Origin of the sequence: Pseudomonas sp. B21-047 (assembly GCF_024748775.1) — a bacterium.
Lineage (GTDB): Bacteria > Pseudomonadota > Gammaproteobacteria > Pseudomonadales > Pseudomonadaceae > Aquipseudomonas > Aquipseudomonas capeferrum.
The window spans coordinates 328,667-353,661 of the sequence record NZ_CP087169.1 but is presented as its reverse complement, the minus strand read 5'-3'; the positions used below and the strand labels follow the sequence as shown (position 1 = coordinate 353,661).

The window sequence follows — 24,995 nt, the reverse complement described above, 5'->3', positions numbered from 1 at the left end:
CGAATGCTAATGGGGGCCCAGTGGGAGCGGGCTTGTCCCGCGAAGGGGGCGGTGAGGCCACCAGCGCATTCGCGGGGCAAGCCCGCTCCCACAAGGTTTGCATTCCAATTCAGGCCTACCGGTGGGCCTTAGACGTTCTGCCGCTCACCCTTCGGATCGAAGAACACCGAAGACACGATCTCCGCCTCGATCACGCTGCCGTCGGCCTGCGGCGAGAACACACGCTCGCCCATGCGCTTGAGGCCGCCCTTGACCACACCCATGGCGAACGAATAGCCCAGGGAGTTGGCTGCGTAGCTGGAGGTAACGTGGCCGACCATGTCCATCGGGATCGGTTGCTTGGGGTCGAACACCAGCTGAGCACCTTCCGGCAGCCACTGGGTCGGGTCCACAGGCTTGAGGCCGACCAGTTGCTTGCGGTTGTCGCGCAGGCAGTCCTCGCGGTTCATGCCACGCAGGCCGATCCACGAGAACGGCTTGTTGCGGCCCACGCACCAGCTCATGTTGAGGTCGTCCGGGTTCATCGAGCCGTCCGTGTCCTGGCCAACGATGATGAAGCCCTTCTCGGCACGCAGTACGTGCATGGTCTCGGTGCCATACGGGGTCAGGTTGTATTGCTTGCCTGCCTCGATGATCTTTTCCAGTACGCCCATGGCGTAGTTGGCCTGCACGTTGACTTCGTACGACAGCTCACCGGTGAACGAGATACGGAACACCCGGGCCGGTACGCCGCCAACAGTGCCTTCCTTCCAGGTCATGAACGGGAAGGCGTCCTTGTCCAGGTCGATGTCGTCGGTCAGCGCGCTCAGCAGCTTGCGGCTGTTGGGGCCGGACAGGGTCATGGTCGCCCAGTGGTCGGTGACCGAGGTGAAGTACACCTTCATCTCTGGCCATTCGGTCTGGTGGTACAGCTCCAGCCACTGCAGCACACGGGCGGCGCCGCCGGTGGTGGTGGTCATGTAGAAGTGGTTGTCGCCAACGCAGGCGGTGACGCCGTCGTCGAAGACCATACCGTCTTCCTTGCACATCAGGCCGTAACGGGCCTTGCCCACGTCGAGCTTGGTCCAGGCGTTGCTGTAGATGCGGTTGAGGAACTCGCGTGCATCCGGGCCCTGGATGTCGATCTTGCCCAGGGTCGAGGCGTCGAGCAGGCCCACGCTGTCGCGCACAGCCTTGCACTCGCGGGCCACGGCGGCGTGGATGTCTTCACCGGCTTTGGGGAAGTACCACGGGCGCTTCCACTGGCCGACGTCTTCGAACTCGGCGCCGTTCTTCACGTGCCAGCCATGCAGGGCGGTGAAGCGCACGGGCTCGAACAGGTGGCCACAGTGCCGGCCCGCTACCGCACCGAAGGTCACCGGCGTGTAGTTCGGGCGGAACATGGTGGTGCCCATTTCCGGAATGGTGATGCCGATCGAACGGGCGGCGATGGCCAGGCCGTTGATGTTGCCCAGCTTGCCCTGGTCGGTACCGAAGCCCAGCGCGGTGTAGCGCTTGACGTGCTCGACCGACTCGAAGCCTTCACGGGTGGCCAGTTCGATACCGGCGGCGGTCACGTCGTTCTGCTGGTCGACGAACTGCTTCGGCCCCTTGGTGCCCTTGTCGTGCGGCACCTGGAACAGCGCCACGGTGGCCTCTTCCTTGCGTGCCACGGTTTTCGGCAGGGTGCCGGCAGTGGCCTTGAAGCCGGCTTCGGTGGCTGCGCGCACGCCGCCTTCGAAGCCGTCGGCAATCACGTCACCGAGGGCGTAGATGCCGTGGATACCACCGACGCACACGCGTTTCTGCGGTGCATCACCCGGCACGAAGCCGAGGATGTCTTCACGCCATACCGGGCGACCGCCCAGGTGCGAAGCCAGGTGGACGATCGGGCTGTAGCCGCCGGAGGTAGCGATCAGGTCGCACTCGAGGGTTTCGCCAGGGCTGGTGACTTTATGTGCCTGCACGTCGATGGCGGCCACGCGGGCGCCGGTCACGTGCTTGCTGCCCTTGGCCTCGACCACGGCGCTGGAGGTGAGGATGCGGATGCCCTTGGCACGTGCTTCCTCGACCAGCGAACCGCGCGGGTTGTGGCGGGCGTCGGCGATGGCGACCACTTGCAGGCCAGCGTCGTGCCAGTCCAGCGCGGCGCGGTAGGCGTGGTCATTGTTGGTCGACAGCACCAGCTTGCGGCCCGGGGCCACGCCGTAGCGGCGCACGTAGGTGGAGACAGCACCGGCCAGCATGTTGCCCGGCACGTCGTTGTTGCCGTACACCAGCGGGCGCTCGTGTGCGCCAGCGGCCAGTACCACACGGCCGGCACGCACACGGTGCACGCGGTGACGCACCTGGCCGATCGGGGCGCGGTCACCGAGGTGGTCGGTGAGGCGCTCGTGGATGGTCAGGAAGTTGTGGTCGTGGTAGCCGTTGACCGTGGCGCGTGGCAGCAGGGTCACTTCCGGCAGGCTTTCCAGCTCTTTGACGATGCTGCTCACCCACTCGGCGGCAGGCTTGCCGTCGAGGGTCTCGCGGCTGTCGAGCAGGCTGCCACCGAACTCTTCCTGTTCGTCGGCGAGGATCACCCGCGCACCGCTGCGGGCAGCGGCCAGGGCGGCAGCCAGGCCAGCAGGGCCGGCACCGACGATCAGCACGTCGCAGTGCTGGTTCATGTAGTCGTAGCTGTCCGGGTCGTTCTGCAGCGGTGCACGGCCAAGGCCTGCCGCCTTGCGGATGTACTTCTCGTAAGTCATCCAGAACGATTTCGGGTACATGAAGGTTTTGTAGTAGAAGCCCGGCGGCATCATGCTGCCGCCGACCTTGCCGAGGATGCCCATGACGTCATTGTTGACGTTCGGCCAGCCGTTGGTGCTGGTGGCGACCAGGCCGGCGTACAGCGCCTGCTGGGTGGCACGCACGTTAGGGATCTGGGTGGCTTCGCTGGAGCCGATCTGCAGGATGGCGTTCGGCTCTTCGGTACCGGCGGCGATGATGCCGCGCGGACGCGAGTACTTGAAGCTGCGGCCGACGATATCGACGCCGTTGGCCAGCAGCGCGGCGGCCAGGCTGTCACCGGCATAACCCTGGTAGGTCTTGCCGTTGAAGGTGAAGTTCAGGACCTTGCTGCGGTCGATACGGCCGCCGCTGGCGAGGCGATAGGTCTGGCTCATACTTTTTCCCCTTGGCCTTTGACGGTCGACGGTGCGCTGTTCTGCTTGCCGTTGGCGGTCACCTGCGGCTTCTCGCCAATCTTGTAGGTTTCCAGAATCTCGTAGGTCACGGTGTCACGGGTGACGTTGAAGTACTGACGGCAGCCGGCAACGTGGTCCCACAGTTCATGGTGAATACCGCGCGGGTTGTCGCGGAAGAACATGTAGGTGCCCCACTCTTCGTCGGAGCAGGCGGCAGGGTCCAGCGGGCGGGCGATGTGCGCCTGGCCGGAGGCGTGGAACTCTTCTTCGGAGCGCAGCTCGCCGCAGTGGGGACAGAAAATATGCAACATGACGGTGTCTCCGGTTAGTGGGCGACGGCGGCGGCGCCGTGTTCGTCGATCAGTGCGCCGTTGTAGAAACGGTCCATGGAGAACGGCGCAGCCAGCGGGTGCATCTCGCCTTTGGCCAGGCTTGCGGCAAAGACGTTGCCCGAACCCGGGGTCGCCTTGAAGCCGCCGGTGCCCCAGCCGCAGTTGAAGAACATGTTCTTGACCGGGGTCTTGGAGATGATCGGGCAGGCGTCCGGCGAGGTGTCGACGATGCCGCCCCACTGGCGGTTCATGCGTACGCGCGAGAGGTTGGGGAACATCTCGACGATCGCCTGCAGGGTGTGCTCGATCACCGGGTACGAACCGCGCTGGCCGTAGCCGACCCAGCCGTCGATACCGGCACCGATCACCAGGTCGCCCTTGTCGGACTGGCTGATGTAGCCGTGCACCGCGTTGGACATGATCACGCTGTCGATGATCGGTTTGATCGGCTCGGACACCAGTGCTTGCAGCGGGTGCGATTCCAGCGGCAGGCGGAAGCCGGCCAGCTTGGCCATATGCCCGGAGTTGCCGGCAGTGACCACACCGACGCGCTTGGCGCCGATGAAGCCTTTGTTGGTTTCCACGCCGATGACCGCGCCGTTTTCCTTGCGGAAACCGATCACTTCGGTCTGCTGGATCAGGTCGACGCCCAGGGCATCGGCGGCACGGGCGTAACCCCAGGCCACGGCATCGTGACGGGCGACGCCACCACGGCGCTGAACGGTAGCGCCGAGGATCGGGTAGCGGGTGTTCTTGGAGCAGTCCAGGTACGGGATTTCGGCTGCGACCTGGGCGGTGTTCAGCAGTTCGCCATCGACACCGTTGAGGCGGTTGGCACTGACGCGGCGCTCGGAGTCACGAATGTCCTGCAGGGTGTGGCACAGGTTGTAGACGCCGCGCTGAGAGAACATCACGTTGTAGTTGATGTCCTGGGACAGGCCTTCCCACAGTTTCATGGCGTGCTCGTACAGCTGCGCCGACTCGTCCCACAGGTAGTTGGACCGCACGATAGTGGTGTTACGGGCGGTGTTGCCGCCGCCCAGGTAACCTTTCTCGATCACCGCGACGTTGGTGATGCCGTGTTCCTTGGCCAGGTAGTAGGCCGTGGCCAGACCATGGCCGCCACCGCCGACGATGACCACGTCGTAGACCTTTTTAGGGGTCGGCGTGCGCCACATGCGCTGCCAGTTTTCGTGGTGGCTGAGGGAGTGCTTGAAAAGGCCGAAGCCCGAGTAGCGTTGCATGGTCGTTTACTCCACTCAGCGGTAAACAGGGAAGTCTGCGCACAGGGCGGCGACGTTCTTCGCCACATCGGCTTCAACGTCGGCATCACCGAGGTTGTCGAGGATGTCGCAGATCCAGCCAGCCAGGGCCACACACTGGGCGACTTTGAAGCCGCGGGTGGTGACAGCCGGGGTGCCGATGCGCAGGCCCGAGGTGACGAACGGTGACTGCGGGTCGTTGGGCACGGCGTTCTTGTTGACGGTGATGTGCGCGCGGCCCAGGGCGGCGTCGGCATCTTTACCGGTGAGGCCCTGGCGGATCAGGCTGACCAGGAACAGGTGGTTGTCGGTGCCGCCGGACACCACGTCGTAGCCGCGGTCGATGAACACCTGGGCCATGGCCTGGGCGTTTTCGATGACCTGCTGCTGGTAGCGCTTGAACTCAGGCTCCAGCGCTTCCTTGAAGCACACGGCCTTGGCGGCGATGACGTGCATCAGCGGGCCACCCTGGGCGCCTGGGAATACGGCAGCGTTGAGCTTCTTCTCGATCGCTTCGTTGGACTTGGCCAGGATCAGGCCGCCACGTGGACCGCGCAGGGTCTTGTGGGTGGTGGTGGTGACCACGTCGGCGTACGGCAGCGGGTTGGGGTACAGGCCAGCGGCAACCAGGCCGGCGACGTGGGCCATGTCGACGAACAGCAGCGCACCGACCTTGTCGGCGATGGCGCGGAAGCGTGGGAAGTCGAGGGTCTTGGAGTAGGCCGAGAAGCCGGCAACAATCATCTTTGGCTTGTGCTCGACTGCCAGGCGCTCGACTTCGTCGTAGTCGATCAGGCCGGTGTCGGTGTTGATGCCGTACTGCACAGCGTTATACAGCTTGCCCGAAGACGACACCTTGGCGCCGTGGGTCAGGTGGCCGCCGTGGGCCAGGCTCATGCCCAGGATGGTGTCACCGGCCTGCAGCAGGGCCAGGTAGACCGCGCCGTTGGCGGAAGAGCCGGAGTGCGGCTGGACGTTGGCGAAATCGGCACCGAACAGCTGCTTGGCGCGCTCGATGGCCAGCGCTTCGACTTTGTCGACGTGCTCGCAGCCGCCGTAGTAGCGCTTGCCTGGGTAGCCTTCGGCGTATTTGTTGGTCAGGCCGCTGCCCTGGGCCTGCATGACGCGCTTGCTGGTGTAGTTCTCCGAGGCGATCAGCTCGATGTGATCTTCCTGGCGCTGTTCTTCGGCATTCATCGCCGCCAGCAGTGCGTCGTCGTAACCCTGGATCTGGTCTTGCTTGCTGAACATCTTGTTGTCTCCCGGCAGCGATCGTTTCTTGTCTGTAAGGCACTGTGGCCCTTTGTGGCGATGGTATGACTGGCCGGGGTGGGTCAGATGCCTGCGCACGCCTTGCAATGGCGCGTTTACGACATTGGCTTTGTGTTGCTGTTGCCGGCCGCTTCGCGGGGCAAGCCCGCTCCCATTGATTGCTGTATGCAGGACTATTGTGCAAGCGGGCTTGCCCCGCGAAGAGGCCGACACAGATCCGACTGAAAGCAGGTTGTATAGGCAACTGCTGAATCGATAGTTTAGAGTGCAGTTCTGCGTCGTTCACAGGACCGTGTCATGACAGATAAGAGCCAACAATTCGCCAGCGACAACTATTCCGGCATCTGCCCCGAAGCCTGGGCCGCCATGGCCAAGGCCAACATGGGCCACGACCGCGCCTATGGCGACGACCAGTGGACCGAGCGGGCCGCCCAGTACTTTCGCGAGCTGTTCGAAACTGACTGCGAAGTGTTCTTCGCCTTCAACGGCACCGCCGCCAACTCCTTGGCCCTGGCCTCGCTGTGCCAGAGCTACCACAGCGTGATCTGCTCCGAGACCGCCCACGTCGAGACCGACGAATGCGGCGCGCCAGAGTTTTTCTCCAACGGCTCCAAGCTGCTGACGGCGGCCAGCGTCAACGGCAAGCTGACCCCGCAATCGATTCGTGAGGTCGCCCTCAAGCGCCAGGACATCCACTACCCCAAGCCACGCGTGGTGACCATCACCCAGGCCACCGAAGTGGGCACCGTGTACCGCCCCGATGAGCTCAAGGCGATCAGCGCCACCTGCAAGGAGCTGGGCCTGAACCTGCACATGGATGGCGCGCGCTTTACCAATGCCTGCGCGTTCCTCGGTTGCAGCCCGGCAGAGCTGACCTGGAAGGCCGGCGTCGATGTGCTGTGCTTTGGCGGCACCAAGAACGGCATGGCGGTGGGTGAGGCGATCCTGTTCTTCAATCGCGACCTGGCCGAGGACTTCGACTACCGCTGCAAGCAGGCCGGGCAACTGGCCTCGAAGATGCGCTTCTTGTCAGCGCCCTGGGTCGGGCTGCTGGAAGACGGCGCCTGGCTGCGCCATGGCAACCACGCCAACCACTGCGCGCAGTTGCTGGCGTCGTTGGTGAGTGACTTGCCGGGGGTTGAGCTGATGTTCCCGGTGGAGGCCAACGGGGTGTTCCTGCAGATGCCAGAGCCTGCGATCGAGGCGTTGCGCGGCAAGGGCTGGCGCTTCTACACCTTTATTGGTAGCGGCGGGGCGCGGTTCATGTGCTCGTGGGACACCGAAGAGGAACGGGTGCGTGAGCTGGCGGCGGATATTCGCAGCATCATCACCGCCTGACAGGCCGCATTCGCGGGGCAAGCCCGCGCCTACAAGTACAGCGCCAATCTCAATGCCGGCGCTGTACGTGTGGGAGCGGGCTTGCCCCGCGAAGAAGCCAACACCGACCTAGAGCCTGAACCCACCCATCTGCCGCGCCAGGTCATCGGCCAAACCACGCAAAGCCTGGCACTCCTCGCGGCACCCTTGCACCTCAGCCGCCGTCTCCCGCGCCAGGTCGGAAATCCCCTGCACCGTGCGGTTGATCTCCTCAGTTACCGCCGACTGCTCTTCAGTCGCTGTGGCCACCTGATGGTTCATGTCACTGATATGTTCCACCTGATCGGTAATCGCCCCCAGTGACGCCCCGGTGCGCTGGCTCGATTCCACGCCACTGCCGGTCGCCTGCTGCCCCGCCTGCATCGAGCTCACCGCCGAACCCGCGCCCTGCTTCAGGCGTTGGATCATCTGCTGCACTTCATCGGTAGACAGCTGCGTGCGCCGCGCCAGCGTTCGCACTTCGTCGGCCACCACGGCAAAGCCGCGGCCCATTTCCCCTGCCCGCGCAGCCTCGATGGCCGCATTCAGCGCCAGCAGGTTGGTTTGCTCGGAAATACTACGGATCACCGCCAATACTTCATCGATCGAGGCGACTTCGTCGGCCAACTGCTCCACCGCATCCGCCGCCTTGCCGATATCCCCCGACATACCCTCGATGCCCTGAATCGAACGGCGCACCACTTCACGCGCCTGCAAGGCCTCATCACGCGCCGACTGCGAGGCCTGCGCCGCATCACCGGCATTGCGGGCAATGTCCTGCACCGTCAGCCCCATTTCGTGCACAGCGGTGGCCACCATCTCGGTCATTTCCTGCTGCCGTCCGGAACGTTCGGCGGTGTTGTCCACCACCTGGGTCACCTGCTCGACGGCCCGATGCAGCCGTTCAGAAGTCTGCAACACCTCGCCAATCAGGCTGCGCTGGCTGTCGAGAAAACGATTGAAGCCCCGCGCCAGGTCACCCAGCTCGTCCTGGCGCGAATCATCCAGGCGATGGCTGAGGTCACCGGCGCCGCTGCCGATCTGCACCAGCGCGGCAGTGACCCGGCGGATAGGCCGCACCAGCCCACGTGCCAGCAACACCACCAGCAACAATGACAGCAGCGCCACGCCGCCACCGATCAACGTGGTCAGCCATACCGCCTGACGCATCTGCGCGTAGATCTCGGCCTCCGGCACCTCGGCGACCAAAGTCCAGTTCAGGTCGCGCAGTGGCAGGCCCAACGCCAGATAATCTTCGCCATCGCGCTGGAAGCGGCTGGTGCGCAGGCCCGGCTCACCATTCATCACTGCCTTGGCGGCGTGCGCATCGAGCTGATCGACCAGTTGGCGCTTGCCGCTGAAGGCGTTGTCCGGGTGCACCTGGATCAGCCCATCGTTGCGCACCAGAAACACCTTGCCGTGCTCGCCAAAGCTGAAGTCATGGATCAGTTTCGACAGCTCGGCCATGCGCAGGCCCATGCCGGCGACGCCTACCAGCTTGCCGTCCTTTTCCACGCGATAGTCGATGAACAGCGCCAACTCACCGGTGGCACCGTCGATGTCGATATTGATCAGGCGCTCGGCGCCACTGTCGATGTAGCCGTAGAACCACTTGTCCTTGGGGTTGGCACGGCTGAGGGTGCGGTCCAGGCCATTTTCGTTGTAGTAATGGCCGGTTTCTGTGGCGGCGAACAGCGTGGTGAAGGCCTTGTTGCGCTGCTTGGCAGCGTCCAAGTATTCGATGAAGCGCGGTGCTTGCGCAGGGTCTTCGCCCGCGGCAAGCCAGTCGCGCAGCAGGGTGTTGCCGGCAATGTCGGCCGCAGCCACCAGCGGCTGGCCGAGCATGCGCTCGATGTCGTTACGGATGGCTTCGACACTGGCCGGCAGCGCCGTGTCGACCAGGTAGCGTTCGGTCAAGCGGTTGAACGCCACTGTGAAGATGATCACCACTACCAGGATGCTCGCCAGCAGGGCCGCGCCCATGCTTGCGATCAATTGCCACTGGATGCTTCGCCGCCAGATACGCATGCCCTTGCTCCCCGCCAATTATTGTTTTGCGGGAAGTGTATACACTTACGTATCCAGTTATTCCAGTGATCTGGGACATTGCTTGGGGACCTTGGGGCCGCTGTGCGGCCCCAGGTGCCCATCAGGATTCGGCAATAGTCCGAACGATCGCGTCCACCGTGGCGTCGATCTGCGCCTGGGTGCGCGCAAGCGTCTGCTGATGCTCCTTCTGCAGCTCAACCTGCTTGGAGCACAGGTTCAGGGCAGCCAGCACCAGCAGTTTGTCGCCGATCAAGGTCGGGTACGAACGCTTGGTCTCGGCCAAGGCGGTGTTGAGCATTCGCACCGCCTGCGCCAAGGTTTCTTCCTGGCCTTCAGGCGCCTTGATCGAATAGTCGCTGCCAAGGATCGACACGACATTGACCGGCTGCGCATTCAAGCTCATGCGTTGACGACACCCGCACTGGCGCGATCAACCAGCGCCTGGATGCGCGCGGCAGTGGCGCCGTTCTTTTCTTCCTGCTCCATCAGCGACAGCTGCAGGGTTTCGTTTTCTTCCTTGGCCTGGGCCAGTTGCTGGCCGAGGGTGGTGTTCTGCTCGGTGAGTTGAGCGTTTTTATGCATCAGGTCGCTGACCAGTTGCTCGATTTGATTCAGGGAGGCTTCAAGCATGGGGTCTATCTCAGGTTGTTGCAGAGGGCGCACACGATAAAGAAAAGTGTCAGTCCTCGCCATTAAATATCGGATTCTTAAGGTTTCTGCTGCGCAGATTGACAGGGTATCGGGCCGCTTGTTCCGACCTGGGTCAACCGCCGGTCAGGAAAAAGTTAGCGCGCTCACAAATTTCACCGGTCTCGCTCAAGACTGACCAGTCACGACCGATAGCCAGGCAAGTCATATTTCGTCGTGCTGTGTGCGACCCTCCCCTGCCTGGATCCCTCCATGTCCCTACGCAACATGAACATCGCCCCGCGCGCGCTGCTCGGCTTCGCGCTGATCGGCCTGCTGATGCTCGGCCTCGGCATTTTCTCGCTCATGCAGATGGGCAACATCCGCCAGGCGGGCGTCGCCATCGAGAGCATCAGCGTGCCCAGCATCAAGATGCTCGACGAACTTACCGCGCTGAACCTGCGCATGCGCACCCTCTCCTATCGGCTGCTGATCAACCGCGAGCCAGAGACCCAGCGCGACACCCTCAACCTGCTGGACCAACGCAACGCCCAGATCGACCGCGCCCGCCAGGCCTACCAGCCGATGATCGGCGCACCCGACGAGCAAGCGGCCTTCGACCAGTACAGCCAGTTGCTCAGTCAATACCGCCAGCTGGAGGCGCGCATGCGCAGCATGAGCCAGGCGGGCCGCACCGACGAGTTGCGCGACCTGCTCAACCGCGACCTGCTGGCCAACTCCGAGCAGATCAACAAGGTCATGGACACCCTGGTGCGCATCAACACCGACCAGACCCGTGCCACCAACGAAACCGCAGCCAGCCAGTATGCTGCCGCCTTCGCCCTGGTCATCGGCCTGTTGATCGCCGCCACCGTGCTGACGCTGCTGTGCGCGTTCCTGCTGACCCGCAGCATCGTCAAGCCGATCGAAGAGGCGCTGCAATGCGCCGAGCAGGTGGCCGACGGTGACCTGACCCATGTCATCCGTGCCGAAGGCACCGACGAAGCCGCCCGCCTGCTGCGCGCCATGGCCCGCATGCAAGACAAGCTGCGCGACACCCTGCAATTGATTGCCGGCTCCGCCACCCAGCTGGCGTCTGCAGCGGAAGAGCTCAATAGCGTCACCGACGAGAGCGCCCGTGGCCTGCAGCAACAGAACAACGAAATCGAACAGGCCGCCACTGCGGTCACCGAGATGACCAGCGCCGTGGAAGAAGTGGCACGCAACGCGGTGAGCACCTCGCAGGCCTCGGGTGAAGCCAGCCGTTCGGCGGGCGACGGGCGCGACCTGGTGCTGGAAACCGTCGGCGCCATCGAGCGCATGAGCGGCGATGTGCAAGCCACTGCCACGCTGATCACCCACCTGGCCGAGCAATCGCGCGACATCGGCAAGGTGCTCGATGTGATCCGCGGCTTGGCCGACCAGACCAACCTGCTGGCGCTCAATGCCGCGATCGAAGCAGCCCGTGCCGGTGAGGCGGGCCGTGGCTTCGCCGTGGTGGCGGATGAAGTGCGGGCACTGGCCCATCGTACCCAGCAGTCGACCAGCGAAATCGAGCGGATGATTGGTAGCATCCAGGGCGGTACCGAGGAGGCGGTGGCGTCGATGCGCACCAGCACCGAACGCGCCGAGTCGACCCTGAACATCGCCCGTGGCGCGGGCATGGCGCTGGATACCATTGCCGGCGCGGTGGCGCAGATCAACGAGCGTAACCTGGTGATCGCCAGCGCGGCGGAAGAACAAGCACAGGTGGCGCGCGAGGTGGACCGCAACCTGGTGAATATCAATGATCTGTCGGTACAGAGTGCAACCGGGGCGCATCAGACCAGCGCAGCGAGTGCCGAGCTGTCGCGGTTGGCGGTGGACTTGAACAACCTGGTGGCCCGCTTCCGCACCTGACAGTACTGGGGCCGCTTTGCGGCCCATTCGCACTCTCATGGCCTGCGGATAACCTGTGAGAGCAACTGCCTTGCTCAAAATTCTAAAACAGCCAGCCCCGTGGGAGCGGGCTTGTCCCGCGAACACGGGCGAAGCCCGTGCCATGCTCTGCGGTGCCTGCTTCGCGGGACAAGCCCACTCCCACAGGGATCATGGTACGCCTTGTGATGCCCCCTGAAATAAGATTCAGAGGAACATTAGGTGAGCTGGCAGTGGCGTGCGGCGGGGAATGTTGGAGCGTGCTCAATCCCATCTTCTGCGCCGTGGCCGTTTCTCTCAGCCTGGTGGGTTGTACTTGCTGACTACGGTAACCCATGAGCGCAAGCGGACCTTCACCCACCTTCATCTCGCCCGTGGCGTGATCCAGCAACTCAGACAGGCTGAGCTCGATGGGCATTGCCAATCCCTCGCGTGGGTGGTCATGCCGGACCATGTGCACTGGCTGATCGAGTTACGAAGCGGCACCTTGTGTCGCCTGATGCGCAGATTCAAGTCACGCAGCAGCCATGCGCTTTATCAGCGGGGCATGCGGCGCGAAAAGATATGGCAGCAGGGCTACCAGGACCGAGCCTTGCGCCGGGAAGAAAGTGTGCTGCAGGTAGCGAGGTACATCGTTGCCACCCCCATCAGAGCAGGATTGGTTGACCGTGCGGGTGATTATCCGCATTGGGATGCAGTCTGGGTCTGATGCCATTCGCGGGGCAAGCCCGCTCCCACAGGCCTATGGGAGCGGGCTTAGCTGTGAAGAATCCACACTCTTGAAGCTGGATCAGTAATCGATCCGCACATCTCCTTTAGGCACGCTGCAGCACGACAGGATGTAGCCCTCGGCCTCGTCTTCCTCGGTAATGCCGCCGTTGTGCTCCATCTCCACTTCGCCGCCCAGCTTGAGCACCTTGCAGGTGCCGCAAATGCCCATGCCGCAGGCCTTGGGGATCATCAGCCCGACCTTCGCCGCTGCCGCATGCACAGTCTCGCCCGGGGCAACGCGGATGCTCTTCTCGCTGCCGATGAACTCCACCAGGTTGAGGTCGGAGACATCCACTTCCGGCGCGTCGGCGGCCTGCTCGGCGTGCTCCACTGCATCGGCCTTGGCCTCTGCCGGCGTCGCGCCGAACGACTCCTCATGGTAGTTCTTCATGTCAAAGCCGACGGCTTCAAGCATGCGCTTGACCGCGCTCATGTACGGCGTCGGGCCGCAGCAGAACACCGTGCGCTCCATGTAGTCGGGCGCGATCAGCTCCATCAGCCGCTGGTTCAGGTACCCGCGGTAACCCGCCCAGGGCTCGCCCAGCCCGTGCTTCTCGCAAATGATGTGCAAGCTGAAGTTGGGGATGCGCGAGGCCATCTGCTCCAGCTCGCGGTGGAAGATGATGTCTTTCGGCGAACGGGCGCTGTGCACGAAGACCATGTCGACATTGGCGTTGGTGTCGTAGAACCAGCGCGCCATGGACATCACCGGGGTGATACCAACACCGCCCGAGAGGTACAGCACCTTGCCCGAGGGGAAGTCGATGGCGTTGAACAACCCCACCGGGCCGTGCACCGGCAGCTCTGCGCCTTCGTGCATGGTGTCGTGCAGGTGGTTGGAGACATGCCCGCCTGGCACCCGCTTGACCGTGATCGAGAAGCTGTACGGCACCGACGGCGAACTGGAGATGGTGTAGGAACGCATCACCGGTTTGCCTTCGATCTCAAGTTCCAGGGTGACGAACTGCCCTGGCTTGAAGAAGAACATGATCGGTTGGTCGGCCATGAAGCAGAACGTGCGCACGTCCCAGGTCTCCTGAATGACCTTGACGCAGCGCACGATGTGGCGGCCGTTGGCCCAGGTCTGGGTGGTGACCGGATTGAGGAAGGTATCGGACATGTTCATCTCCAGCAGCCGACAATTGGCCTTTTTATGGCTGCGATAATGCGCAAGCTGAAGGCGACGTACATTCCTGCCTGCGACATCGGCGTACTTATCGCGACCAGCCCCATGCTACAAGGGCTAGGGCGTCGTAATTCAAATCGGCCATGTCGCCCATGGATACGGTTCACGACGCCTTCGGACGCACACTCCACGGCAAAAGAACACGCTGTTTTTTTTACGACAGCCTTGCGGCACCACAACAATGATTAGCCACCTTTTGCCGGCCGCACGCGGCCCCGAGGACCACACGATGGACGTCACCGCAACCCTGAGCCTGGGCGATCCACTGGAAGCAGCACGCAAGGCTACCGCCGAGATGCTGCAGACCCGCGAGCGAACCTACTCGCTGCCCCAGCCTTTCTACACCGACGAGCGTCTGTTCCAGATCGACATGCAGGAGATCTTCCACAAAGAGTGGCTGATCGCTGGCATGACTTGCGAGATTCCGGCCAAAGGCAACTTCATTACCCTGCAGATCGGCAAGAACCCGATCATCGTCATCCGTGGCGCCGAAGGTAAGGTGCATGCCTTCCACAACGTCTGCCGCCATCGCGGTTCGCGCCTGTGCACCAGCGACAAGGGCAAGGTGGCCAAGCTGGTCTGCCATTACCACCAGTGGACCTACGAGCTGGACGGTCGCCTGCTGTTCGCCGGCACCGAGATGGGCGCCGACTTCGACATGAAGGAATACGGCCTCAAGCCGGTGAACGTGAAGGTTGCGGGTGGTTACATCTTCATCAGCCTGGCGGAAAACCCGCCAGCCATCGACGAGTTCCTGGCCACTTTGGACCATTACATGGAACCGTACGACATGGAGAACACCAAGATCGCGGTGCAGACCCAGTTGCTGGAAAAGGCCAACTGGAAGCTGGTACTGGAAAACAACCGCGAGTGCTACCACTGCAGCGGTTCGCACCCAGAGCTGCTGCAAACCCTGCTGGAGTGGGACGACACCAACGACCCACGCGCCAGCCAGGAATTCAAGGACCACGTGGCCGCCTCTGCCGCCGCCTGGGAAGCCGAGAAGATCCCGTACCTGCACAAGAGCCACGGGCTGCGTAACCGCATCGTGCGCATGCCGCTGCTCAAGGGCACCGTGTCGATGACCATGGACGGCAAGCAGGCCTGCCAGAAGCTGATGGGCCGCATCAAGAACCCGGACCTGGGTTCGATGCGCATCCTGCACCTGCCGCACTCGTGGAACCACTGCATGGGCGACCACCTGATCGTCTTCACCGTGTGGCCGATCAGCGCCCAGGAGACCCTGGTCACCACCAAGTGGCTGGTGCACAAGGATGCCGTCGAAGGCGTCGATTACGACCCGGAGCGCATGCGCAAGGTGTGGGACGCGACCAACGACCAAGACCGCCGCCTGGCCGAAGAGAACCAGCGCGGGATCAACTCCACGGCATACCAGCCAGGGCCTTATTCGAAGACCTATGAATTTGGCGTGGTGAACTTCATCGACTGGTACAGCCAGCGCGTGCTGGAGAACCTGGGGGCGGAGCCTGCGCCGTACTTGAAGGAAGTGCAGGCGCAGTAAGTATCCGTTCACATGCGGCTAGTGGTGACCCCACTAGCTTGCTCACTGCGTGTTGCGTATTGCGTATTGCGGCTTGTCGTATGCTATTTCTCGATTCGGCAGACAGAGAGCGCTGAGAAGCGCGGTCGAGCGTCCATCTATTCATCCCGATCATCTCAGGGGTACCCTGCAGCCATGGTTTCGCCTGAGCGAGGTCCCAAACCTCCTTTACCGACGTTCCCAGGGAAATCACGGTAAGGGTTGACAATGCCCATGTCTGCCAATCTTTTCCTGGCTCCACCAGGCGACTGATCCCCACTGTGATCCCTGCAACAGCACTGGCGCCACTGACCACCGAAAGCGCCCAATCACTTCGCGATGAGACAGGCAAGAGCCCTACCGTGTCGTTGACAGCGGCTGCTTGTAGGGCCATGCCTCGATGAGCCTGACGTGTTCGCAACATTGATCGAAGCTTCAGACCACTGGTGAAGAAACCCGTTAAGTTGGTAAGAATGCTGAGGATAGGAAACAGGTACTCACTGGCTTCCTGGGCTTCCTGCCCTGTCGGATCGCGGTAGTTGATCGGGTCACCGAGGCAGTATGCATATGCGTTGAACCCACCCGCAGCGAACGGGCTGAGCCGATCTGGCGAGCGAAAGCGCATCAGTTGCGGGCTATAGGCACGATGCCCATTGCCCAGCAGGTAGCAGCCACTGGCTTGATCGAGGTGCGCATCAGAGAATGCCAGCCAAGGTCCAGCATCGGGTTGGAACCCAGCGTAGGGCGTATAGCGTCGATGCGGGGTAGCCTGCCCTCGCAGCACCGAGCGCTGGCGGTCAATTGCCAGCAGTGTGGTACCCGCCATTGCTACGCTCCCCAGGTCATTACCTGCCAGTACGTTAGCAAAGGGTACCTGTAGCGGTAACTGGCAAAAATGTCAGTTGCAGGGCAATGGTTTTCCACAGGCCAGGCGCCTACCTCGTTAGATCAATTTTTGATCAAAACTCTGCAAGCCTTGGCAGGCCTGGGTTGCAGCACTTCCCGAACAACTTGCCCACAGGTTCGCCAACAGACTTTGTGAGCAAGTCCACCCATTCGCTTAAACGCCCTGTGGATAACTACACCAACCCCTTGAATTGCGGTATTTCTGAAAGCGTTTGCTGAAATTGATCATTATTTGTACGTATCGCTGCAAGGCCCGAAGCCATTGCGCTGCAGCGAAGCACGAACACTTTATCCACACCTTGGCGAACAGATTCCGGGGGTAAAACGCGGCCCACCTGACATTTTTGCCAGTTTCCTCAACATCCCGCTCATGATTGATTGAAAACAATCCAGATGGCAGCAGCACGAGGTCACTTATGCACAGTCGCCTGAAAGGCACTGTGAAGTGGTTCCATGAGGCGAATGGAGTGGGCGTGATATCGGCTGAGGACGGCAGCGGGGACTATTTCGTGGCGCGGAGTGCAATTCTGATGGTAGGCAAGGCGCGGCTACTGGAGGGAGGGCGCGTAAGTTTTGAACCGGTGATCGACGGGCTGGCCTTTTGGGCATTCAATGTTGCCGAGCTACAGCCTTAGAAGGGCCTGCGGGTGCGCCATTCCCACAGAGTCCCTGCTGAGTCAATGAGATTAAATGCACGTCAGCGTAGAACGCCTTCCTCAACCAGCAGCTTGAGAATCGCCTCGGCGCCTTCTTGCGGCGATACATCCTTGAGCACCTTGCCCCCGCCGCCGCTGGCCTTGGCCGTGGCCGCCTTCATCCGGTCGGCACCGCTCTTGGCCTTGATCACCTTCAGGCGCTTGGGCCGTGGGCGGGCAGGTTGCAGCTCAGCCTCGCCCAGCAGCTCGTCTTCGACAATGGCCACGTCACGCGCCGCCAGCACACCCCGCCGCGCCGGGCCGAAGGCACTCTGGCGCGGCTTGGGCGCTGCGTTATCCACAGTCGCCAGCAATGGCAGGCGCACCTTGAGGCGACGCCGCTGGCCCCGTGGTAGCGCTTGCAGTACCTGGGCGGTGCCGTTTTCGATGGACTCTACCTCTGCCAGGCCGACGATCAACGGCCAGCCCAGCTTCTCGGCCAGCAGAAACGGCAGCATGCCCGACCCTTCACCGGTTTCCGCCTGGCTGCCAGTCAGTACCAGCTGCGCGCCAGCATCACGTAAATAGTCGCCGAGCACGCCCAATACATCCGCACCTGCTGGCTGTTCCAGCACGTCCAGGTGCTCCAGGCCCATGCCCAGGTAGGCGCGCAGCGCCTCTTCACGAGGGTCGCCGGCATGTACCACCTGCAAGTTATCCCCAGCCAGCTGTAGACCCAGCTCCACTGCACGCGCGTCCTGCTCGGCGCGGCGGGCGCGCCCGGAGCTTGGGTGGGCACCGATCGAAACCAGGCTGATGACTTTCGTACTCATGCTCGTGCCCTTATGCCGCGTCGCGCTGGCCGCCGCTGCGGTAGTTGTCCACAGCCTCGACCAGTGCCTGGAGAATTGCCGAACTGTCGCCAATCACCGACAGATCGGCCCGTTTGATCATGTCGCAGCCCGGGTCCATGTTGATCGCCACCACTTTGTCGCAGGCGCCGATACCCTGCAGGTGCTGGATGGCGCCAGAGATACCCACCGCCACATAAACCCGCGCCGTGACCCAGGTACCGGTAGCCCCCACCTGGCGGTTGCGCGGCATGAAGCCGTCGTCCACCGCCACCCGCGAGGCGCCTTCGGTGGCACCGAGTGCCGCCGTGGCCTTGTGGTACAGGTCCCAGTCCTTGACGCCGTTGCCGCCCGAAACGATGAACTCCGCCTCGGCCATGGCGATGGTGGCCGGGTCGACCGCCACCGAGCCCAGGTCCTCGATACGCGACAGGCTGCGCACCACGCCTGTGGACAACTCCACCGGCAGCGCTTCGTGACGGGTTTCGCTGACCGGCTCGGCGCATTCCGCCGCCGCCAGGATCAAGCGCGGCACTGCACGCTGCAGGTCTTGCTGGCCGGCACCGGCGCGGCCGATGCACTGGCCATCCTTGACCTGCCACACCCGCGTCGCCGGGCGCTCGCCCAGGGCAGCGCCCAGGCGCCTGCCCAGCTCACCGCCACCAGTGCGGCTGTCGGGCAGCAGCCAGTGGCGCGGTGTGAACTGGTTATCCACAGCCCGCAAGCCTTGCACCAGTTGCTCTGGCGCGTAGCCTTCGAAAGCTTCGCCCTCGATGACCAGCAAGCGGTCGACACCGGCGTTGGCGAAGTTGCTTTCCTTGTGCTCGCCAAACACGATCGCCAGCACCGCGCCGTCGCTGCCTGCCAGGCTGTGGGCCAGGCCGAGCAAGTCGCGGTCGTGGCTGCCGAGGCGGCCGCCGACCATGTCCGGCACCACGGCGATGTAGTACGCCGGCGCCGGCACCTGGTGCAGCGGCAGTTTCACTTCAGCCGCCGCCGTGCGCCGCCCGCCCACACCGGTGCCCTGCTGGGCGCCGCTGCGGTCGATACGCTTGATGCCAGCGGGGCCGATAAAGCCTGCGGCAATCGCGTGGGGGTTCTTGCGGATGACACCGTTTGGCCCCATCCAAGTGGTTTGTTGCGTCTGCATCGCCGCGTGCAGCGGATGCAGACGGTTACGGGCGATCCACTCGGCGCGTGGGTCGCGGCGGATGATGTCGCTCATCAGTGCACCTCCGCAGGTTCACGTTTGGCCGCTGGCGACTTGGCGTTCGCAGGGGCTTGGTCTTCGATCAGTACATCCGCTACCAACTCGGCCAGGTCCTTGATCTGTGGGCGCGGTTCGACCACACCTTCGAGCATCGCGGTGCACTGTGGGCAACCGACTGCCACCAGCTCGGCCTCGGTCTCACGGATGTCGTCCATGCGCATGTCGGGGATACGTTGCTTGCCCGGGATGTCGGTGATCGGCGCACCGCCGCCACCGCCGCAGCAACGAGAACGGAAGCCCGACCGCTGCATCTCGCGCACTTCGATGCCAAGCGCCTTGAGCACATCGCGCGGCGCCTCGTATTCGCCGTTGTAACGGCCCAGGTAGCACGGGTCGTGATAGGTCACGCTGCCGCCCTTGTGCTGGCCGAGGTTGAGCTTGTTGGCCGCGATCAGTTCGGCGATGTAGGTGCTGTGGTGCTGCACCTGGTACTCGCCGCCCAAGGCACCGTACTCGTTCTTCAGCACATGGAAGCTGTGCGGGTCGCAGGTGACGATGCGCTGGAAGCGGTACTTGGCCAGGGTCTGGATGTTGCGTTTGGCCAGTTGCTGGAAGGTCGCTTCATCGCCCAGGCGCCGCGCCACGTCACCGCTGTCGCGTTCTTCCAGGCCGAGCACGGCAAAGTCCACGCCCGAGGCCTTGAGCACTTTGACGAAGGCGCGCAGGGTGCGCTGGTTGCGCATGTCGAAGGCACCATCACCAACCCAGAACAGCACCTCGGTGGTGTTCACCTCCGACAGCAGTTTCAGGTTGAGGTCGGCCGCCCAGTTCATCCGCCCGCCAGGGGCGAAGCCGCCAGGGTTGTCGGTGGCGATCAGGTTGTCCAGCACCTCGGCGCCCTTGTTCGGGGTCGCGCCTTTTTCCAGGGTGAGGTGACGGCGCATGTCGACGATGGCATCGACGTGCTCGATCATCATCGGGCACTCCTCGACGCAGGCGCGGCAGGTGGTGCACGACCACAAGGTCTCGGCGTCGACCAGGCCGTTGACGATCGGCTGGTGCGGGTGGCCGCCATGCTCGCCAATAGGTTTGCCCGGGTAAGGGCTACCGGCAAACTTGGCGTCCGTGCCACCGGCCAGGCCGATGACCATGTCCTGGATGAGTTTTTTCGGGTTCAGCGGCTGGCCTGCGGCGTAGGCCGGGCACATGGCTTCACATTTACCGCACTGCACACAGGCATCGAAACCGAGCAGCTGGTTCCAGGTGAAGTCCACCGGTTTTTCCACACCCAGCGGTGCGTTCGGGTCTTCCAGGTCCAGCGGCTTGAGGCCGGTGGAGCGGCCACCGCCGAAGCGCTCGGCACGGCGGTGCCAGGCCAGGTGCAGGGCACCGGCGAAGGCGTGTTTCATCGGGCCGCCCCAGGTCATGCCGAAGAACAGCTCCGACACGCCCCACAGCACACCCAGGCCCAGTACGCCGACCATCACCCAGCCACCGGTGTTGGCGGGCAGGATGCCGGCCACCGGCAAGGTGGCGACGAAGAAGCTCGCGGCGAACACCAACAGGCTTTTCGGCAGCCGCATCCACGGGCCCTTGGACAGGCGCGAAGGCGGGTTGAGGCGGCGTTTGAAGACAAACAACGCGCCTGTGAACATGATCACCGTCGCCACCAGCAAGGCGTAGCCGAGGATCTTGCTCTGCAGGCCGAAGCCGTGCACCAGGATCGCCAAGGCAGCCGACAGCACGAAGCCGCCCGCCGTGGCCACGTGGGTCTTGGACATGTACTTGTCGCGCTCGACCACGTGGTGCAGGTCCACCAGGTAGCGTCGCGGCATGGCCAGCAGGCCGCCGATCAGATTGACCTTGGACGGTCGGCCACGCCGCCACATGCGCACACGGCGCAGGGCGCCGAGCACCGCCAGGCCAAGGGCAGCGAACAGCAGAATGGGTAGAAGGGTGTTCAACATGGGAGGCTCCCACAAACAGCTGAATTCTTGCGCCCCTCTCAAAAGGTGGGCGCGGACCCCTGTAGGAGCGGCCTTGCGTCGCGAAAGGGCTGCGCAGCGGCCCCGGCAATGTGTAGCACTGCTAAATGCCGGGGCCGCTACGCGACCCTTTCGCGACGCAAGGCCGCTCCTACAGGGGGGCCAGTCCCGCCCCTATAGGGGCGGTGCGATCAGAAGTCCTTGCACAGGCGCAAGGCGTCGTAGATCGCCGCATGCACGTTGCGCTGGGCCACGCAGTCGCCGATGCGGTACAGCAGGTAGCCCTCGCCCGGCTGGCTGAGGATCGGCTGCGGCTTGATGGCGAACAGCGCCTCCACATCGATCTGGCCCTTGTTGCGCGAGCCTTCCTTCAGCGCGTAGTACAGTTCTTCATCAGGCCGCACGCCGTTCTCGATCACTACCTGGTCGACCACGCGCTCTTCCTTGGCACCGGTGTACTCGTTCTCCAGCACCGCCACCAGCTTGTCGCCTTCGCGGTAGACCTTTTCCAGCATCATGTCGCCGGTCATGATCACTTCTTTCGGGTACATGCTGCGGTAGTAGGTCGGGAAGGTCGTACCCCCCATGGCCACACCCGGCTTGATGTCGTCGGTGACGATCTCGACCTGGCTGCCTTTGTCGGCAATGTAGTCCGCCGCCGACATGCCGGTGAACTCACAGATGGTGTCGTACACCAGCACGTTCTTGCCCGGCGCAACCTTGCCGTCGAGCACGTCCCAGCTGCTGACCACCAGCCCTTCGGCAGCGCCCCAGTGTTCGTTCTGCTCGACGAACGGATGGCCGCCCACCGCCAGCACGATCACGTCCGGGCGCAAGTCCTGGATGGCGTCCACGCTGGCTGCGGTGCCCAGGCGCAGGTCGACCTTCAGCCGCGCCAGCTCCAGTTGGTACCAGCGGGTGATACCGGCGATCTGGTCACGTTGCGGTGCCTTGGCAGCAATGGTGATCTGCCCGCCAATCTGGTCTTTCTTCTCGAACAGGGTCACATCATGGCCACGCTCGGCAGCCACGCGGGCGGCCTCCATGCCGGCCGGGCCGGCGCCAACCACCACCACCTTGCGTTTGACGCCGGTGGTCTTCTCGATGATGTGCGGCACACCCATGTACTCACGGGAGGTCGCGGCGTTCTGGATGCACAGTACATCCAGGCCCTGGTACTGGCGGTCGATGCAGTAGTTGGCACCGACGCACTGTTTGATCTGGTCGATCTGGCCCATCTTGATCTTGGCGATCAGGTGCGGGTCGGCCATGTGCGCACGGGTCATGCCGACCATGTCCACGTAGCCGCCTTCGAGGATGCGCGTGGCCTGGTTCGGGTCCTTGATATTCTGCGCGTGCAGCACCGGGACCTTGACCACTTCCTTGATGCCGGCCGCCAGGTGCAGGAACGGCTCCGGCGGGTAGCTCATGTTGGGGATGACGTTGGCCAGGGTGTTGTGGGTGTCGCAACCCGAGCCGACCACGCCGATGAAGTCGAGCATGCCGGTTCCATCGTAGTAGGCGGCGATCTGCTTCATGTCCTCGTGGCTGAGGCCATCGGGGTGGAACTCGTCACCACACAGGCGCATGCCCACGCAGAAGTCGTCACCGACCTCGGCGCGCACGGCCTTGAGCACTTCAAGGCCGAATTTCATGCGGCCTTCGAAGGTACCGCCCCATTCGTCAGTACGCTTGTTGACCCGCGGGCTCCAGAACTGGTCGATCATGTGCTGGTGCACGGCCGACAGTTCGACGCCATCCAGGCCGCCCTCTTTGGCACGCCGCGCAGCCTGCGCGTAGTTGCCGATGACGCGCCAGATCTCTTCCACCTCGATGGTCTTGCAGGTGGCGCGGTGCACCGGTTCACGGATGCCCGACGGCGACATCAGGGTGGGCCAGTTGAAGCCGTCCCAGCGCGAGCGACGGCCCATGTGGGTAATCTGGATCATGATCTTGGCGCCATGCTTGTGCATGGCGTCGGCCAGGTTCTGGAAGTGCGGGATGATGCGGTCGGTCGACAGGTTGACCGACGCCCACCACTCCTGCGGGCTGTCGATGGCGACGACGGACGAGCCGCCGCAGATCGCCAGGCCGATGCCGCCCTTGGCCTTCTCTTCGTAATACTTCACATAGCGGTCGGTCGTCATGCCGCCGTCAGTGGCGTAGACCTCGGCGTGCGCGGTGCTGAGCACGCGGTTGCGGATGGTCAGTTTGCCGATCTGGATCGGCTGGAACATTGCTTCGAATGCCATGACGCTATCTCCGGCTTACAACGGCTTTGTAACGAACAGGCCATCTTCGTGGCCTTCTTCCGACCCGCCGTAGACCTGTTCGGCCACGGTGCGGATCTTGCTGCCGCGGGCAGCGAGAATCTGGTCCATTGCGCCGGCGAACCAGCCGGTGAACATGTAGTCGACCTTGCGGCCAACCTTGCCGTACACGTACACGAATGCCGAGTGCTTGAGCTTGACGCTGCAGGTGCCTTTGTCCAGGTCGATGTCCTGGATCTCGAACAGGCCCCAGCCACGCTGGGACAGCCGCTTCATGTAGTGCTCGAACACCGCCACGCCTTCCAGGCCATGGCATTCGGCTTCTTTCTCGCACCAGTGCCAGGCGGACTTGTAGCCGGCCTTGTAGAGGATCTCGGCATAGGCGTCAGCGCCCAGCACTTCCTCGATGCCGATGTGGTTGTTGACGAAGAAATGGCGTGGCACGTACAGCATCGGCAAGGCGTCGCTGGTCCATACACCGGTCTCGGTGTCGACTTCGATTGGCAATTGCGGGGCGATCTTGGCCATGGAAACTCAACTCCATAAAATTTTTATTGGGATGCCCCGGCGTTGCTGGCAGGGGCTTTCAGGCTTGGAGAGCGGCTTACTCGCCCCAGACATCCTTGAGGACGTTTACCCAGTTCTCGCCCATGATCTTGCGCACCACACGCTCGGAGTGGCCGCGCTTGAGCAAGGTCTCGGTGAGGTTGGGGAACTCCCCGACGGTGCGAATGCCCAGCGGGTTGATGATCTTGCCGAAATTGGTCAGGCGACGGGCATAGCCCTTGTCGTGGGTCAGGTACTCGAAGAAGTCCTGGCCGTGGCCCTGGGTGAAGTCGGTGCCGATGCCGATGGCGTCTTCACCGACGATGTTCATGGTGTATTCGATGGCTTCGGCGTAGTCGTCGATGGTCGAATCGATGCCCTTGGCCAGGAACGGTGCGAACATGGTCACGCCGACGAAACCGCCGTGGTCGGCGATGAACTTCAGCTCTTCGTCCGACTTGTTGCGCGGGTGTTCTTTCAGGCCCGACGGCAGGCAATGGGAGTAGCAGACCGGCTTCTTCGATTCGAGGATGACCTCTTCGGAGGTCTTGGAGCCGACGTGGGACAGGTCGCACATGATGCCGACGCGGTTCATCTCGGCGACGATCTCACGGCCGAAGCCCGACAGGCCACCGTCACGCTCGTAGCAGCCGGTACCCACCAGGTTCTGGGTGTTGTAGCACATCTGCACGATGCCCACGCCCAGCTGCTTGAACACGTCCACGTAGGCGATCTGGTCTTCGAACGCGTGGGCGTTCTGGAAGCCGAAGAGGATGCCGGTCTTGCCCAGCTCTTTAGCCTTGCGGATGTCGGCGGTGGTGCGCACCGGCATGACCAGGTCACCGTTGTCGCGGATCAGCTTCTGGCTGGCGGCGATCTGGTCGACAGTGGCCTTGAAGCCTTCCCAGACCGACACCGTGCAGTTGGCCGCAGTCAGCCCGCCTTTGCGCATGTCCTCGAACAGTTCGCGGTTCCATTTGGCAATGATCAGACCGTCGATGACGATGCTGTCGGCGTGAAGTTCTGCTGGGCTCATCAGGCTGTCCCCTTTTATTGACTGGGTTCTTGAGTGGTCCGCGCCTGAAGCATGTGCCGGCGCTTTGGGGCCAGCAT

General features: G+C 63.2%; 20 protein-coding genes and 1 pseudogene. 6 read left to right on the top strand and 15 right to left on the bottom strand.

Annotated elements, in window-relative coordinates; translation table 11 throughout:
- Positions 1-128: 128 nt before the first annotated feature.
- The 4 genes from LOY26_RS01550 to LOY26_RS01535 are packed head-to-tail and all read right to left on the bottom strand — an operon-like array spanning position 129 to position 6,012.
- Positions 129-3,146, bottom strand: coding sequence for a sarcosine oxidase subunit alpha (locus LOY26_RS01550; RefSeq protein ID WP_033703143.1), 3,018 nt, complete (start codon positions 3,144-3,146; stop codon positions 129-131).
- Positions 3,143-3,478 carry a sarcosine oxidase subunit delta gene (locus LOY26_RS01545; RefSeq protein ID WP_027594307.1) on the bottom strand — a complete coding sequence of 112 codons (336 nt, stop codon included), beginning with the start codon at positions 3,476-3,478 and terminating at the stop codon, positions 3,143-3,145. Before LOY26_RS01545 ends, LOY26_RS01550 begins: the two co-directional genes overlap by 4 nt.
- Before the next feature lie 14 nt (positions 3,479-3,492).
- Positions 3,493-4,743 carry a sarcosine oxidase subunit beta family protein gene (locus tag LOY26_RS01540; RefSeq protein WP_008089646.1) on the bottom strand — a complete coding sequence of 417 codons (1,251 nt, stop codon included), beginning with the start codon at positions 4,741-4,743 and terminating at the stop codon, positions 3,493-3,495.
- 15 nt (positions 4,744-4,758) lie between these two features.
- The gene (locus tag LOY26_RS01535; protein ID WP_047582966.1) at positions 4,759-6,012 is read right to left on the bottom strand and encodes a serine hydroxymethyltransferase; all 1,254 of its coding nucleotides are present in this window, start codon (positions 6,010-6,012) and stop codon (positions 4,759-4,761) included.
- A 318-nt stretch (positions 6,013-6,330) separates the two neighbouring features.
- Here LOY26_RS01535 and LOY26_RS01530 point away from each other — a divergent pair, with 318 nt between their 5' ends.
- Entirely contained in the window at positions 6,331-7,371 is a 1,041-nt protein-coding gene (locus LOY26_RS01530; RefSeq protein WP_033703145.1) for a low specificity L-threonine aldolase, read from the top strand.
- A 108-nt stretch (positions 7,372-7,479) separates the two neighbouring features.
- On the opposite strand, the gene LOY26_RS01525 is transcribed toward LOY26_RS01530, so the two are convergent.
- From LOY26_RS01525 to LOY26_RS01515, 3 genes are all read right to left on the bottom strand, one after another.
- A complete protein-coding gene (locus tag LOY26_RS01525; protein ID WP_095065429.1) occupies positions 7,480-9,417 on the bottom strand; it encodes a methyl-accepting chemotaxis protein in 1,938 nt (645 codons plus the stop codon).
- 121 nt (positions 9,418-9,538) lie between these two features.
- Positions 9,539-9,841 (bottom strand): cell division protein ZapA, encoded by a 303-nt coding sequence (locus LOY26_RS01520; RefSeq protein WP_033703147.1) that lies wholly within the window; start codon positions 9,839-9,841, stop codon positions 9,539-9,541.
- Entirely contained in the window at positions 9,838-10,068 is a 231-nt protein-coding gene (locus tag LOY26_RS01515) for a hypothetical protein (RefSeq protein ID WP_033703149.1), read from the bottom strand. Before LOY26_RS01515 ends, LOY26_RS01520 begins: the two co-directional genes overlap by 4 nt.
- Before the next feature lie 270 nt (positions 10,069-10,338).
- On the opposite strand from LOY26_RS01515, the pseudogene LOY26_RS26955 reads away from it, so the two are divergent.
- From LOY26_RS26955 to LOY26_RS01505, 3 genes and pseudogenes are all read left to right on the top strand, one after another.
- Positions 10,339-11,109: pseudogene (locus LOY26_RS26955) on the top strand (MCP four helix bundle domain-containing protein); the annotation flags it as partial.
- Positions 11,092-11,964 (top strand): methyl-accepting chemotaxis protein, encoded by an 873-nt coding sequence (locus tag LOY26_RS26950; protein ID WP_371856450.1) that lies wholly within the window; start codon positions 11,092-11,094, stop codon positions 11,962-11,964. The pseudogene LOY26_RS26955 and the gene LOY26_RS26950, both read left to right, overlap by 18 nt.
- A 271-nt stretch (positions 11,965-12,235) precedes the next feature.
- The gene (locus LOY26_RS01505; RefSeq protein WP_186661755.1) at positions 12,236-12,691 is read left to right on the top strand and encodes an REP-associated tyrosine transposase; all 456 of its coding nucleotides are present in this window, start codon (positions 12,236-12,238) and stop codon (positions 12,689-12,691) included.
- 81 nt (positions 12,692-12,772) lie between these two features.
- Here LOY26_RS01505 and gbcB read toward each other — a convergent pair whose 3' ends face one another.
- Positions 12,773-13,873 carry a glycine-betaine demethylase subunit GbcB gene (gbcB, locus tag LOY26_RS01500; protein WP_033703152.1) on the bottom strand — a complete coding sequence of 367 codons (1,101 nt, stop codon included), beginning with the start codon at positions 13,871-13,873 and terminating at the stop codon, positions 12,773-12,775.
- A gap of 295 nt (positions 13,874-14,168) precedes the next feature.
- Here gbcB and gbcA point away from each other — a divergent pair, with 295 nt between their 5' ends.
- Positions 14,169-15,461 carry a glycine-betaine demethylase subunit GbcA gene (gene gbcA / locus LOY26_RS01495; protein WP_047582963.1) on the top strand — a complete coding sequence of 431 codons (1,293 nt, stop codon included), beginning with the start codon at positions 14,169-14,171 and terminating at the stop codon, positions 15,459-15,461.
- Here the strand turns inward: gbcA and LOY26_RS26865 are convergent.
- Positions 15,379-16,305, bottom strand: a complete 927-nt coding sequence (locus tag LOY26_RS26865; RefSeq protein ID WP_309475605.1) for an RHS repeat-associated core domain-containing protein — start codon at positions 16,303-16,305, stop codon at positions 15,379-15,381. The two genes, gbcA and LOY26_RS26865, sit on opposite strands and share 83 nt — an antisense overlap.
- Before the next feature lie 496 nt (positions 16,306-16,801).
- Between LOY26_RS26865 and LOY26_RS01485 the strand changes: the two genes are divergently transcribed.
- Positions 16,802-17,020, top strand: a complete 219-nt coding sequence (locus tag LOY26_RS01485; protein ID WP_186666152.1) for a cold shock domain-containing protein — start codon at positions 16,802-16,804, stop codon at positions 17,018-17,020.
- Between the two features lie 62 nt (positions 17,021-17,082).
- On the opposite strand, the gene LOY26_RS01480 is transcribed toward LOY26_RS01485, so the two are convergent.
- From LOY26_RS01480 to LOY26_RS01455, 6 genes are all read right to left on the bottom strand, one after another.
- Complete coding sequence (locus tag LOY26_RS01480; protein ID WP_186661444.1) at positions 17,083-17,853, bottom strand: electron transfer flavoprotein subunit beta; 771 nt, start codon at positions 17,851-17,853, stop codon at positions 17,083-17,085.
- 10 nt (positions 17,854-17,863) lie between these two features.
- Entirely contained in the window at positions 17,864-19,096 is a 1,233-nt protein-coding gene (locus LOY26_RS01475; protein ID WP_033703157.1) for an electron transfer flavoprotein subunit alpha/FixB family protein, read from the bottom strand.
- A complete protein-coding gene (gene dgcB / locus LOY26_RS01470) occupies positions 19,096-21,048 on the bottom strand; it encodes a dimethylglycine demethylation protein DgcB (RefSeq protein ID WP_258714320.1) in 1,953 nt (650 codons plus the stop codon). The genes LOY26_RS01475 and dgcB overlap by 1 nt, the downstream gene beginning before the upstream one ends.
- A gap of 209 nt (positions 21,049-21,257) precedes the next feature.
- On the bottom strand, positions 21,258-23,318 hold the full coding sequence (gene dgcA / locus LOY26_RS01465) for a dimethylglycine demethylation protein DgcA (protein WP_033703159.1): 2,061 nt from the start codon (positions 23,316-23,318) through the stop codon (positions 21,258-21,260).
- 15 nt (positions 23,319-23,333) lie between these two features.
- Entirely contained in the window at positions 23,334-23,864 is a 531-nt protein-coding gene (locus LOY26_RS01460; protein WP_033703161.1) for a DUF5943 domain-containing protein, read from the bottom strand.
- 76 nt (positions 23,865-23,940) lie between these two features.
- Positions 23,941-24,918: a dipeptidase gene (locus LOY26_RS01455; protein WP_033703163.1), complete on the bottom strand. Its 978-nt coding sequence runs from the start codon at positions 24,916-24,918 to the stop codon at positions 23,941-23,943.
- Between the last annotated feature and the right edge of the window lie 77 nt (positions 24,919-24,995).

Coding starts and splice junctions, on each gene's coding strand:
- LOY26_RS01550 (WP_033703143.1), bottom strand. CDS start 3,146: ATGAGCCAGACCTATCGCCTCGCCAGCGGCGGCCGTATCGACCGCAGC.
- LOY26_RS01545 (WP_027594307.1), bottom strand. CDS start 3,478: ATGTTGCATATTTTCTGTCCCCACTGCGGCGAGCTGCGCTCCGAAGAA.
- LOY26_RS01540 (WP_008089646.1), bottom strand. CDS start 4,743: ATGCAACGCTACTCGGGCTTCGGCCTTTTCAAGCACTCCCTCAGCCAC.
- LOY26_RS01535 (WP_047582966.1), bottom strand. CDS start 6,012: ATGTTCAGCAAGCAAGACCAGATCCAGGGTTACGACGACGCACTGCTG.
- LOY26_RS01530 (WP_033703145.1), top strand. CDS start 6,331: ATGACAGATAAGAGCCAACAATTCGCCAGCGACAACTATTCCGGCATC.
- LOY26_RS01525 (WP_095065429.1), bottom strand. CDS start 9,417: ATGCGTATCTGGCGGCGAAGCATCCAGTGGCAATTGATCGCAAGCATG.
- LOY26_RS01520 (WP_033703147.1), bottom strand. CDS start 9,841: ATGAGCTTGAATGCGCAGCCGGTCAATGTCGTGTCGATCCTTGGCAGC.
- LOY26_RS01515 (WP_033703149.1), bottom strand. CDS start 10,068: ATGCTTGAAGCCTCCCTGAATCAAATCGAGCAACTGGTCAGCGACCTG.
- LOY26_RS26950 (WP_371856450.1), top strand. CDS start 11,092: ATGGCCCGCATGCAAGACAAGCTGCGCGACACCCTGCAATTGATTGCC.
- gbcB (WP_033703152.1), bottom strand. CDS start 13,873: ATGTCCGATACCTTCCTCAATCCGGTCACCACCCAGACCTGGGCCAAC.
- gbcA (WP_047582963.1), top strand. CDS start 14,169: ATGGACGTCACCGCAACCCTGAGCCTGGGCGATCCACTGGAAGCAGCA.
- LOY26_RS26865 (WP_309475605.1), bottom strand. CDS start 16,305: ATGGCGGGTACCACACTGCTGGCAATTGACCGCCAGCGCTCGGTGCTG.
- LOY26_RS01485 (WP_186666152.1), top strand. CDS start 16,802: ATGCACAGTCGCCTGAAAGGCACTGTGAAGTGGTTCCATGAGGCGAAT.
- LOY26_RS01480 (WP_186661444.1), bottom strand. CDS start 17,853: ATGAGTACGAAAGTCATCAGCCTGGTTTCGATCGGTGCCCACCCAAGC.
- LOY26_RS01475 (WP_033703157.1), bottom strand. CDS start 19,096: ATGAGCGACATCATCCGCCGCGACCCACGCGCCGAGTGGATCGCCCGT.
- dgcB (WP_258714320.1), bottom strand. CDS start 21,048: ATGTTGAACACCCTTCTACCCATTCTGCTGTTCGCTGCCCTTGGCCTG.
- dgcA (WP_033703159.1), bottom strand. CDS start 23,318: ATGGCATTCGAAGCAATGTTCCAGCCGATCCAGATCGGCAAACTGACC.
- LOY26_RS01460 (WP_033703161.1), bottom strand. CDS start 23,864: ATGGCCAAGATCGCCCCGCAATTGCCAATCGAAGTCGACACCGAGACC.
- LOY26_RS01455 (WP_033703163.1), bottom strand. CDS start 24,918: ATGAGCCCAGCAGAACTTCACGCCGACAGCATCGTCATCGACGGTCTG.